The following is a 12,457-nucleotide window of genomic DNA, read 5'->3' on the forward strand; positions in this document are numbered from 1 at the left end:
TCGGACATCGCGAAACACGCGGAAATCGGCTACTTTTCGAGCGTTCCGACGTTGCCGATGACCAGCAGTTTTCGGTGTTGCAGCAGGTTGGCGTACTGGTCGATACCCCCTCCGGACACAGACGAATCGAGCCTGCGTCTGCTCGAAGGTGTCTTTCGTGATGATCAGGTCGTGCGCGGGCTGATCGGAAAGGACTCAGTCGGTTTTCGGGTCCCATGCCAGCCGGGTTCGTGGCCGAGGGCGACATCGTCCACGTCGCTGAGCGACTCCTGTTTGCCCTGCTTGTTCCACACCTCGTGACCGGTGTAGCGGGGATCGCCCGAACAGCACTCGTGGACCAGACAGCACCCGACCGATATGAATTGCGCGTGCGGTCTCGGGTTGAGGGACACAGGCTCTCATCGACTGTCAGGCGCTGCGCAATAGCGAAGATGCCTATACCCGAGAGGAACTCGCCACCGCGGATACTCCGGATGTCCGCGGTCGACCTCCCGCTGACCTCCCTCGCCGGCGACGTCCAGCCGATCCGGCAGACCGTCGCCCGGATCGACGCCTGCGCACCGGGCACCGGGTTGCAGAACGAATTCGTGGCGGGTCGGGTTCGTGGTATCTCCTACCCGCTCGAGGAAATCGATTGCGGTGAACCATTCTTCACCGGTCAATCGCATGCCTGGTGATCACACCACGCACCGGGCTGACAGGAAGGTACCTGGGTAATCACTTGGCGGCGTTCGCGCGATGCCGATCGGATGGTGGCCCGCCGCGATGTTCACTTGTGCGCGGGCGGCAGGTATTTACGGTCGATGAGGGATTGCAGCGCGTTACGGAAGGAGTCCTCGGTGTCGATCACTGTGGTGAATCCGGCTCGCCGCAGCTGGACGGTGCTCACGAACGCGCGCGGTCCGGCGGTTGCGCCATAGGCGAACGCGAAGTCCGCGTGCTGGTCACCGTAGCCGACCAGGTCGCGCAGGTCCGGGGTGCGCAGGTCGTACTTCGCGACGATCCGGGCCCAATCCTTCACTGAGCTAGCACGAGATCCTCGCCATGAAATGAACCCCACCCGGCCCATCCCGCGCGACGATCAGAATTCTCAGAGGGCAGGAGTGAGCGGGGCAACTCTGTCATCTTGCGGCTGAAACCTCTGCGACTGGCGCTGGATGCGCACCAACTGTGCGACGCGTCCGGAGTATTGCGATTGCCACGACGACCGTCCATGTTTGCACAGCGAACGCCGCGACTCGTTCCATGCCGCCGATCCCGATAACGGGACCGTGCTGGGCGAAGAACAGAAACACCGCGAGCACCGCGACGGTGGCGATGACAGCAGTGACGGGCCGGATCCTTCCGAATGGAGTCCCTCGCGGTAGAAATCCAGCGCAGACGAGTCCGATATTGCCAAATCCCATGATGAACAGTGCACCCAGCAGGTGAAGGTTCTCGTCGACGTCTGCGGGAACGAATCCCACCATGAGCCACCCGAGAGCGCAAATGCCAAGCAGGATGCGGGCACTTCGCGAAATCGCTCCTCGCCCCCAGAAGACACCGGTCAGCAGCAGGCCGGCCAGCAGCAGAACGCCCTGGGCGACGAAGGACACGTTCATGACGCTATGCAGCGGCGAGCACACATACCGGGGACGGGACTCGTCCCAGATCTGGCAATGGACGTTACCCAGGTCGCTGATGTTGTTGTCTTTCCAGCTGTAGGGCGTACTCCAATCGCCTCCTGCGATCAGTTGCGCGACCAGGAACTGTGCGGCGCCGACCAGCCATGCCGCGGCGCCGACCTTGGCGGTCGTCGTTCCGCGGTTTTCGGACGCGGACGGGCGGGCCCCAAATCTCGAGTTCAAATTCATCTTCCTGTTGTCATGAGGCGGTCGAGGACTGTTTTGTTCCAGAGTTTCGTACGACGGCCGGTTGTCGCTGCCGCGATCAACAATCACATCCACGTCAAAGCCCCTGCCGGCCCGTCCTGAGCGCGGTTACGATGTCGATCACTCCGACCACTACGAGCACGGCGCCGAGTGGCCCACCCCGGAACCCGAAGAATTCGGTGTCCCGCGCGAAAAGCCACAATGCTGCCCCGGTGATGAGGAGCAATAGCCCGAAGACGGCCGCGAGTCGTATCTGCATGCTGCAATCGTGCCGCCTCGCCGGGTGCCATTCATCGGCCGAAAGGCGTTGTGCACGTCATCATTTCGTAGGACGATCCCGGTGATCCGTTTGTGCTGCGATGGAGCCGTGCTGGCTGGTGACGTCGAATTCCTCTGTGCCTGCGAGGTTATCGGGGTCGAGGTCGGGGCATTGCAGAGGCAGCACGCCCAATGCGACTAGGTTCGTGCGATGGATGCGTTCGAAGCTGCGGGCGACGACGGCACGGACTCCTAGCAGTCGAGTGACTTTCGCTGCCCAGTCCCGTGCTGAGCCGGTTCCGTCGAAGGCCCGCCGCCCGGACGGAGGCGTGGGTGGCGCGAATTGGCCGTTCCGCCATAGGTTTTCATAATCGGTTGGTAGCATACGAACGGCTGTCCGGCCACTACGTCGAAGGCAGACAAGGGGCGTTGATGGAAGTGGAGGACGTCCACCATTCATATGGCAGGCGGTCGGTGCTGCGTGGCATCGACATTGTGTTACCTGCGGGGACGCTGGTGGGAATCGTCGGTGAGAACGGTGTGGGCAAGTCGACGCTGTTGAAGGTCCTGTCCGGAGAGCTGCGACCTGACCGCGGTGTGGTCCGGCACCATGGGCGGTTCGGTTACTGCCCCCAGCAGGTGGTCCTGAACGACGCCTTCACGGTTCGTCAGCACCTGGATTTCTTCGCCGCGGCCTATGCGATCCCGGATCTGCGGCGGGCCGAGCAGACCATGGAGATCTTGCGGTTCTCCGAGTATGCCGGTGAGCGGGTCGCCACGCTGAGCGGCGGCACGCGGCAGAAGCTCAACCTGACGCTTGCGGTGATGCATGATCCGCAGGTTCTGCTGCTCGACGAGCCGTACCAGGGTTTCGACTGGGAGACGTATCTGCGTTTCTGGGATCTGGTCGCAGAGTTCCGTGACACCGGCCGGTCGGTTCTGGTCGTCTCGCATCTAGCCCACGACACCGACAAGCTGGATGAGGTGTGGCGGTTGCACGACGGCGTCCTACAAGGCACACAGGAGAAGGCCGGATGAGCGAGAGTGCGCGGCTGTTCATGATCGCCACGCGTTATGGCCTCATCGAGCATGCTCGTAACCGGTTCGCCATGCTGTTGGTTGCTGTCTTCGTCCCCATATTGATCACTCTGGTGCGCGTGGCCGTCACCGACATCGAGGTTCCGTTCCGGCTTCGGGACACCGGTCTCGTTCTGCACGCCAACGGCAATGAGCTCGCCCAGATCAGCGGCGCCCTGACCGCGGTGTCATTGATCATCGGGTTCATGATGTTCGCGGCGACTTTCAGCAGCGGAGCATTCGATCGGCGTCTGTCGATGGCCGGATATCCTCGGGTTGCGCTGGGTCTGGCGAAGATCGCCTGCCTGGTGGTGGCCTCGGTGGTGGTCTGCGCGTACGCCACCGCAGTGATCTGCTGCTACTGGTCGCCTCGGCAGCCTGTCCTGCTCGCTGCTGCGCTTTTCTGCGCGGCGATGACCTATGGAGCACTGGGTGTCGCCCTAGGCGCGCTGCTGCGCCGCGAGGTGGAGGGGATGTTCGCCATCGCGATGATCAGCTGCTTCGACATGGCCGTGCAGAACCCTATCGCCAGCATCGGGGCGGACAGCGAATTCGTGCGCTGGCTGCCCTCCTATGGGGCCATGCAGGCTGCGACCGCGGCCGGTTTCTCCGATACCACGCCATTCGCGGGCTTCGCCGTGCAACTGGCCTGGTTCACCGCGAGCGCCCTCGTCGGATTGGTCGCTTTCCATCTGCGCACCCGCTCGTCTCTTCGATCCACGATGTGGATCCGCCTTCCCGGACCGACGAGGTCCGAACAGTCGGCGAAGCACTGAGGGTGTGTCCCGCGCGGCCACCACGGTGGATCGGATCGCGCGGGACACACCCGGCTTGTCGGCTACGCGGGCTTACGGCGCGATAGGAGCCGGTTCGTCGGCCCGGAAGTAGACCTCACGGCGCAAGCGTTCCAAGTCCGGCGCTGCGGAAGTGGAGGTTTGCTCGTAACGATCGCTCTCACGCCCCCAGAGCCCCACACTCGTCATGTCCACATACATCTTCGCGTAGTCCTTTCCTCGGCCCGACAGGCCGGGAAGCACGCGGAGGAGCGCGGGGACATAGTGGATCACCGCCTCGAGCTGGGCGCGCTGCTCCGCCACCTGGCGCTGCACCTGCTCGACGGCTTCGCGGCGGGTGCAGCCGGTCTCGTGACGGACCGCCCTGACCAGGTTGTAGGGGACTTGGTCTGCCTCGTCCTGATCCAGCCCCACCAGGTCGTTCTCCACAAAGGTCACCCAGAAGGCGAGTTCCTCGAGACGGCGGATCACGGGGTGGTTGCGCAGCTTCGACGGCAATTCCCGGTCCTGGCGCACCTCCATACAGGCAAGGGCGGTTTCGATCCCACTGGTCGACATCCGCAGCGGCAGGTAGTCGGCCGTGGCGGGGATGTAGCCATTGATGCGATGGTGCGCTTCGCGTTCGGCGGCTTCGAACCACTCCTCGATGCCGTCGAGGAACCGCTCCTGCCAGCGGGTCGTCCGGCCCTCGCGCAGGCGCGGCCACAAACTCGCCCAAGCCGTCGGGATCGCGCCGGACCGCCACGGTGTCTCCGGGTCCTGACGCAGCATTGCCACCATGCCACGCCTCAGCGCGGTGACCGCTTCCGGGTCCCTCAGCTGCGGATCCTCGAAGAGGTCGTCCCACACAAGGACCAGCACGGCCATGCCGTAGGCGGTCTGTTCACGGGCCGCGTCCGCTGCTGGGGCCAAGGTTTGTGCCGGGATCCGGATCGCTCCTGTCCATCGGTGGTAGTCGGCCTCGGCCGGGGAGACGGCCAAGCCGGTGTCCACCAGCCAGCTTTTCAACCATTGCGCCAGCTGCGGCGAGAGCCCATCACCGTGGGCTCGGGATGGCCGCGTCGGCTGCTGGGGAACCGCGGAACCAGGAGTTCGCCGGTCGAGTATGGATCGGGCATAGGCGGTCATCGCGTGGCGGGCGCTCGGGTCAACGGGCACAGCGGCAAGCTGACCGGCAGCCTGGTCCATGAATTCATCGGCTCTCGCTCGCGCTTCGTCCACGGCGCCGGAGGTGATGACGAGCTCGCGGGCACGTTCGGCTTGCTCACGCGTCATCGTTCTGCGCAGCAGGCGGGCAAGGTCCCGGTCGCGCGCAGCCGCGCGGATCACCGGAAGTGTGTAGATGCCCGCAGGCAGATCCGCGTTGACGGGTTTGCCCATTTCTTCGGCGGTCGAGGTCAGATCGAGAATGTCGTCATGCAGCTGGTAGGCCAGCCCGAAGTGTCGACCGAACAGGGCCAGCGCCTCTTCTGCATCGTCGTGGCGGCCCGCCTGCATCGCGCCCACCCGGCATGCCAGCGAGAGCACCGCCGCCGTCTTACCGTCGATCGCGTCCAGGTAGGACTGCTCGCCGCGGGAGGCCACGTAGAGGTCGGCGGCCTCGACCACCATGCCCGCGCACATCTGCTCACCCGCCATCGCTCCCGCGAGAACTTCGCGCTGGCCGAGTTCGGCCAGCATGCGCACGCTCGTGAGCATCACCGAGTCCCCACCCAATACGGCCATATGCGAACCCCACACCACGTTGACACTGGGACGGCCTCGACGCTCGTATGCGTGATCGATGACGTCGTCGTGGTAAAGCGAGCCCACATGCAGCAATTCGACGGCAGCAGCGGCGCGCACCACCCGGTCGTCGGCCGGGGCCGCGGGATCGGTGAGCAGGTAGTACGACAATAAGGTCAGAGTGGGACGAACCAGGCGGCGAGAAGTGTCCGGCCATTCGTCTGTGAGGGTGGTGAGTTCGGGCCTGCCCTCCAGCCGAACGGGTCCGAGAACGTCACGGACGCGGTCGAGGTCCGCATCCAGATGCGGGAAGACAGCGGAATCGATTTCACGTGGCACGCGGGCGCTCCTGACTGGTTACATCGGTCATCTCCAACACCGCCGATCAATGGCAATTTGACACCACCCTGGCGCGGAAGATGTTGGTATCGGCCAATTTTGATGCCTTCCCAACTTGGGTGATGTCGGTTGGTGAGGCCGTGGGGGCGAGTACCGCCCCGATCGCCGGTGCCGGGGACAACCCGATCAGCCAGGGAGAACATCCTCCCAAATGAGCTACCCGGCGGTCGCCGAGTTGGCTGTTCCGCGCGTGAAATCCGTTGTGCGAATATATGTTTCGGTGGTGGCGAAGACGGGTCGCCCGAAGCGGGCCGGGCCGACGGCAACCGGGACCGACCGTCGGAAATTGGTGTTGGGACCGCTAGCGGTTGCTGTCCGCACGCCAGGACCGGGCCGCGGCCGACGCCGCAGGACCGCGTGATCCCGCGAGCCGGGTCCGCCACTGGTAGTGGAGTTGATCGAGGACCTCGAAACCATCGACGCAAAGACCAGGGCTGCGGACTAAGAGTTGCGGCAGCTCGACCTCGACCTGGGAGCTCCGTGGATGGACGTGCGCGGCATCGGACCGTCCAGTGTGGTAAGGCTTCTCGCCGACACCGAGTTCGCGGCGGAGTTCCTCGTGCCCGAACACACCATCAGTCGCGAACTGGACGTCCCCGTCGGCCCCGCCTCCTGTCCATCAACCCTGACGGCGGTTGCTCACGAATGTTGACGGGCGCGTTGCGGAGTCACGAATTCAAGGCAGCACCAGCGGTTATAGTGGAATTATCGATTGCGGGGCGAGGGGAGCCTGCGGATGTCTGACATGTCGAAAGTTGAGCTGTACGCGGCAATCCGCCAGGATCTCCGTGCCGGCCTGTCCAAGCGCGCCATCGAGCGCAAGCACAGGGTCGGGTGGCGTACGGTGGCCAGAGCGACGGAGTCGGTGTGGCCCGAGCCGCGTAAGGAGTATCCGCCGCGAGCACAGAAGCTCGATCCCTACAAGCCGTTCATCGACGATGTGCTGCGCGCCGATCTGGATGCGCCTCGTAGACAACGACACACGGCGACCCGGATCTATCACCGTTTGCTCGAGGAGCACGGCATGAGGGACGTGTCCTATCAGCGAGTCAGTGCCTATGTCCGCGAACGCAAACCACAGCTCCAGGCGGAACAGATGACAGCCCGTCTCCGCTCCGAACGGCTCATCAAGGCCGCCGGGTTCCCTCGCTCTAAAACGTTGCGTGACTTCGATTTCAGTGCCAACACCAGTGTCGACCCTGCCATGATCCGCGCTCTTGCTAAATGCGACTGGGTCAAGGAAGGGCTGCCGTTGTGCTTGATCGGCGCCTCCGGCACCGGGAAATCTCATCTGCTCATCGCCTTGGGCACCGAGGCGGCGAAAGCCGGATACCGCGTCAGATACACCCTGGCTGCCAGGCTGGTCAACAAACTGATCGAAGCCGCCGATGGCAAACGGCTCACCAACACCATCGCCCGCTACAGCGGCGTCGACCTGCTCTGCATCGACGAACTCGGCTACACAGAACTGGATAGACGCGGCGCCGAATTGCTGTTCCAGGTATTGACCGAACGCGAGGAGAGGAAGTCGGTCGCGATCGTCTCCAACCGCGGCTTCGCCGACTGGTCCGAAACCTTCCCCGACGCTGAGCTTCGCGCCGCCATCATCGACCGACTTACCTTCGGCGGCACCATCATCGAGACCGGCACCCGCAGCTACCGATATGCCCATACCAAGGCAACCGAACCCACCGACAAACCCCGCTGACCCGCCCGCGCCTCGACTCACGCGACGATGCTGTCGCGCCCGCCGCTGCGTCGGCTCAACAAACAGCTCGTCGGCGCCCCGCTTCGGCTCCATCGGATAGCCCGGACCGTATGCGAGAAACAAATGTTCCAAATTCAGAAACGGCACGCACCGCCGATGCCGTCAAAATTCACGAATAACTCGACATGAAGCGCCGTCGACATTCGCAATAAAACGCCGTCAGCATTCGTGATAAAACGCTGTCGACATTCATGATAAAACGCTGTCGACATTCGTGGGAATTCCATTGAAACCATCCATGACCTGCCTGAACTCGCGGCTTCTGCCCGAAATAAACTATTGCGCTCCTATTTTTGCAGACGTATGTTTGCGGGTGGGTTTCTGTCCATTTAACTTTCAGCGAGGGAAATGTAGCCGAATCACAATTATGAAGGAAGTGGCAGCGCGAACCTAGCTTCGCCTGCTACTTGAAATGCAACTCCGTCACCGGCAATCGGTGGCCGCATTACTCACCGCTGGCAACGTCATCGGCGATATCGCTATGGCAGCGGTCAGGCTCTCGTGCCCTGCCCGGGCCGCCCCCCCACCAGCAGCACAATCTGCCCCGGCCCACTGCCCCAGGGTCGGACCAGGGCTCTGATCGACTCTCGAAGGAAGTTACTCATGACGACCATCACGTCCATCTCCCCGACTGCGGGCCCCGCCCCGGGCGGTACTAGCGTCACGGTGACCGGCACCGGGTTCACCGGCCCGCTCACCGTGCGGTTCGGCACCACCGCCACCACCTTCACCGTGAATTCCAGTACGCAGCTCACCGCGATCGCCCCCGGGGGGACGGGCACGGTGCAGGTCACCGTCACCGGCTCGAGTGGTACCAGCAACGGGGTGCCCTACACCTATCTCCCGGTTCCTTCCCTGACCAGCGTGAGTCCCACTCAAGGTCCCACCACTGGCGGGAACACGGTCACCCTCACCGGCACCAATCTCTCAGGTGTCACTGCGGTCAGCTTCGGTGGTACGGCGGCAACCTCCTTCACGGTCGTCTCGAACACGCAGATCACGGCTGTCGCTCCTGCCGGAACCGGCTTTGTGCAGATCACCGTCACCGCCCCGGGCGGAACCAGCAACGGGGTGACCTACACGTATGTCGTCGTACCCACCATCACGTCCATCTCTCCGACCGCGGGACCCACCTCGGGCGGTAACAGCGTGACGATCACCGGCACCGGGTTCACCGGCCCCTTGACCGTGCGCTTCGGCAGCACCGCGACCACCTTCACCGTCAACTCCGCTACCCAGATCACCGCCGTAGCCCCCGCGGGTGCGGCCGGGACGGTGCAGGTCACCGTCACCGGCTCGGGTGGTGCCAGCAACGGGGTGTCCTACACCTATGCCGGGGTTCCCACCCTCACCAGCATCACTCCCAATTCAGGATCAGTGGTCGGCGGGACGACGGTCGTCCTCACCGGGACAGGGCTATCCACTGCCACAGCGGTCAAATTCGGTGCCACACCGGCAACCTCGTTCACCGTCAACTCCGCCACCCAGATCACCGCCGTCGCCCCCGCCGGAACCGGAACCGTGCAAGTCACCGTAACCACCGCCGGTGGAACCAGTAACGGTGTCTCCTACACCTATGTCGCGGTTCCCACCCTCACCACAGTGGTCCCGAATACGGGGCCGGTAACAGGTGGAACAACGGTCGTCCTCACCGGGACCAACCTGACCGGGACCACGGCGGTCAAATTCGGTGCCACACCGGCGCTCTCGTTCACCGTCAACTCCGCCACCCAGATCACCGCCGTCGCCCCCGCGGGTGCGGCCGGGACGGTGCAAGTCACTGCCACCACCGCTGGTGGAACCAGTAACGGTGTCTCCTACACCTATGTCGTTGTTCCCACCCTCACCACAGTGGTTCCGAGTGCAGGGCCGGTGGCCGGTGGAACAACGGTCGTCCTCACCGGAACCGGGCTGACCGGAGCGACGGCCGTCAAATTCGGTGCCACACCGGCGATCTCGTTCACGGTGAACTCCGCCACCCAGATCACGGCGGTCGCGCCCGCCGGAACCGGAACGGTGCAAGTCACCGTAACCACTGCCGGTGGAACCAGTAACGGTGTCTCCTACACCTATGTCGCGGTTCCCACCCTCACCACGATCGTTCCGAACGTGGGACCGGTGGCCGGTGGAACAACGGTGGTCCTGACTGGGACCAATTTGACCGGGGCTACTGCGGTGAACTTCGGTGCCACACCGGCAACGTCGTTCACCGTCAACTCCGCCACCCAGATCACGGCGGTCGCCCCCGCCGGAACCGGAACGGTGCAAATCACCGCCACCACTGCCGGTGGAACCAGTAACGGTGTCTCCTACACCTATGTCGCGGTTCCCACCCTCACCACAGTGGTTCCGAGTGCAGGGCCGGTGGCCGGTGGAACAACGGTCGTCCTGACCGGAACAAACCTGACCGGAGCCACGGCGGTGAACTTCGGTGCTACACCGGCGACCTCGTTCACCGTCAACTCCGCCACCCAGATCACCGCCGTCGCCCCCGCCGGAACCGGAACCGTGCAAATCACCGCCACCACTGCCGGTGGAACCAGCAACGGTGTCTCCTACACCTATGTCGCGGTTCCCACCCTCACCACAGTGGTTCCGAGTGCAGGGCCGGTGGCCGGTGGAACAACGGTCGTCCTCACCGGAACCGGGCTGACCGGGACCACGGCGGTGAACTTCGGTGCCACACCGGCGATCTCGTTCACCGTGGATTCCGCCACCCAGATCACGGCGGTCGCCCCCGCGGGTGCGGCCGGGACGGTGCAAGTCACTGCCACGACAGCGGGTGGAACCAGCAATGGTGTCTCTTACACCTATGTCGCGGTTCCCACTCTGACCACGGCGGTTCCGAGTGCAGGGCCGGTGGCCGGCGGTACGACGGTCATTCTGACCGGGACGAACCTGACCGGAGCCACGGCGGTGACTTTCGGTGCCACACCGGCGCTCTCGTTCACCGTCAACTCCGCCACCCAGATCACCGCCGTTACCCCCGCTGGAACCGGAACGGTGCAAGTCACCGCCACCACCGCGGGTGGAACCAGCAACGGTGTCTCCTACACCTATGTCGCGGTTCCCACCCTCACCACGGTGGTCCCCAGTGCAGGGCCGGTGGCCGGTGGAACAACAGTGGTCCTGACCGGGACCAATTTCACCGGGGCTACGGCGGTGAACTTCGGTGCCACACCGGCGCTCTCGTTCACCGTGAACTCCGCCACCCAGATCACGGCGGTCACGCCCGTAGGAACCGGAACGGTGCAGGTCACCGTAACCACCGCGGGTGGAACCAGCAACGGTGTCTCCTACACCTATGTCGCGGTTCCCACCCTCACCACGATCGTTCCGAACGTGGGGCCGGTTGCCGGTGGAACAACAGTGGTCCTGACCGGGACCAATTTGACCGGGGCTACGGCGGTGAACTTCGGTGCCACACCGGCAACGTCGTTCACCGTCGATTCCGCCACCCAGATCACGGCGGTCGCCCCCGCGGGTGCGGCCGGAACGGTGCAGGTCACTGCCACCACCGCTGGTGGAACTAGCAATGGCGTCTCCTACACCTATGTCGCGGTCCCCACCCTCACCACGATCGTTCCGAACGTGGGACCGGTGGCCGGTGGAACAACAGTGGTCCTGACCGGGACGAACCTGACCGCGGCGACGGCGGTGACTTTCGGTGCCACACCGGCGATCTCGTTCACTGTCAACTCCGCCACCCAGATCACGGCGGTCGCCCCCGCGGGTGCGGCCGGGACGGTGCAGGTCACCGCCACCACCGCTGGTGGAACCAGCAACGGTGTCTCCTACACCTATGTCGTTGTTCCCACCCTCACCACAGTGGTTCCGAGTGCGGGCCCGGTGGCCGGTGGAACAACGGTGGTCCTCACCGGAACAGGGCTGACAGGAGCCACGGCGGTGAACTTCGGTGCCACACCGGCAACGTCGTTCACCGTGGATTCCGCCACCCAGATCACCGCCGTTACCCCCGCCGGAACCGGAACGGTGCAGGTCACTGCCACTACTGCCGGTGGAACCAGCAATGGTGTCTCCTACACCTATGTCGCGCTACCCACCCTCACCACCGTGGTACCGAACGTGGGACCGGTGGCCGGTGGAACAACAGTGGTCCTCACCGGAACAGGGCTGACAGGAGCCACAGCGGTCGACTTCGGTGCCACACCGGCAACGTCGTTCACCGTCGACTCCGCCACCCAGATCACGGCGGTCACGCCCGCAGGAACCGGAACCGTGCAAGTCACCGCCACCACAGCGGGTGGAACCAGCAACGGTGTCGGCTACACCTATATCGCGCTACCCACCCTCACCACAGTCGTTCCCAACGTGGGACCCGTGGCCGGTGGAACAACGGTCGTCCTCACCGGGACGAACCTGACCGCGGCGACGGCGGTGAACTTCGGCGCCACACCGGCAACCTCGTTCACCGTCGACTCCGCCACCCAGATCACCGCGGTCACCCCCGCGGGTGCAGCCGGAACCGTGCAAGTCACCGCCACGACCGCTGGTGGAACCAGCAACGGTGTCGGCTACACCTATATCGCGCTACCCACCCTCAC

Annotated in this window: 10 protein-coding genes and 1 pseudogene; 5 read left to right on the forward strand and 6 right to left on the reverse strand. The window is 64.2% G+C overall.

Annotated features, from left to right (window positions below):
* Positions 1–398: 398 nt before the first annotated feature.
* From ACIBI6_RS33515 to ACIBI6_RS33535, 5 genes and pseudogenes are all read right to left on the reverse strand, one after another.
* A complete protein-coding gene (locus ACIBI6_RS33515) occupies positions 399–668 on the reverse strand; it encodes a dioxygenase (RefSeq protein ID WP_396958887.1) in 270 nt (89 codons plus the stop codon).
* A gap of 101 nt (positions 669–769) precedes the next feature.
* Positions 770–1,021, reverse strand: a complete 252-nt coding sequence (locus tag ACIBI6_RS33520; RefSeq protein WP_396958888.1) for a hypothetical protein — start codon at positions 1,019–1,021, stop codon at positions 770–772.
* Positions 1,022–1,121: 100 nt separating this feature from the next.
* Positions 1,122–1,946, reverse strand: coding sequence for a DUF998 domain-containing protein (locus ACIBI6_RS33525; RefSeq protein WP_396958889.1), 825 nt, complete (start codon positions 1,944–1,946; stop codon positions 1,122–1,124).
* A 1-nt stretch (position 1,947) separates the two neighbouring features.
* Complete coding sequence (locus tag ACIBI6_RS33530; RefSeq protein WP_364342278.1) at positions 1,948–2,130, reverse strand: hypothetical protein; 183 nt, start codon at positions 2,128–2,130, stop codon at positions 1,948–1,950.
* Between the two features lie 117 nt (positions 2,131–2,247).
* Positions 2,248–2,430, reverse strand: a pseudogene (locus tag ACIBI6_RS33535) (hypothetical protein); the annotation flags it as partial.
* Between the two features lie 74 nt (positions 2,431–2,504).
* Between ACIBI6_RS33535 and ACIBI6_RS33540 the strand changes: the two are divergent.
* Complete coding sequence (locus ACIBI6_RS33540; RefSeq protein ID WP_364342284.1) at positions 2,505–3,167, forward strand: ABC transporter ATP-binding protein; 663 nt, start codon at positions 2,505–2,507, stop codon at positions 3,165–3,167.
* Positions 3,164–3,982, forward strand: a complete 819-nt coding sequence (locus ACIBI6_RS33545; protein WP_364342287.1) for a hypothetical protein — start codon at positions 3,164–3,166, stop codon at positions 3,980–3,982. The genes ACIBI6_RS33540 and ACIBI6_RS33545 overlap by 4 nt, the downstream gene beginning before the upstream one ends.
* 72 nt (positions 3,983–4,054) lie before the next feature.
* Here the strand turns inward: ACIBI6_RS33545 and ACIBI6_RS33550 are convergent, their stop codons facing one another.
* A complete protein-coding gene (locus ACIBI6_RS33550) occupies positions 4,055–6,064 on the reverse strand; it encodes a polyprenyl synthetase family protein (protein WP_396958890.1) in 2,010 nt (669 codons plus the stop codon).
* Between the two features lie 544 nt (positions 6,065–6,608).
* Here ACIBI6_RS33550 and ACIBI6_RS33555 point away from each other — a divergent pair.
* From ACIBI6_RS33555 to ACIBI6_RS33565, 3 genes are all read left to right on the forward strand, one after another.
* Positions 6,609–6,776, forward strand: a complete 168-nt coding sequence (locus tag ACIBI6_RS33555; RefSeq protein WP_364342293.1) for a hypothetical protein — start codon at positions 6,609–6,611, stop codon at positions 6,774–6,776.
* Positions 6,777–6,869: 93 nt separating this feature from the next.
* The gene (gene istB, locus ACIBI6_RS33560) at positions 6,870–7,832 is read left to right on the forward strand and encodes an IS21-like element helper ATPase IstB (protein ID WP_396958891.1); all 963 of its coding nucleotides are present in this window, start codon (positions 6,870–6,872) and stop codon (positions 7,830–7,832) included.
* A gap of 663 nt (positions 7,833–8,495) precedes the next feature.
* The coding region (locus ACIBI6_RS33565) for a beta strand repeat-containing protein (protein ID WP_396958892.1) at positions 8,496–12,457 on the forward strand (3,962 nt) is incomplete at its 3' end.

It is taken from the genome of Nocardia sp. NPDC050412, from assembly GCF_044458825.1.
In the GTDB taxonomy this organism is placed as follows: Bacteria; Actinomycetota; Actinomycetes; order Mycobacteriales; family Mycobacteriaceae; genus Nocardia.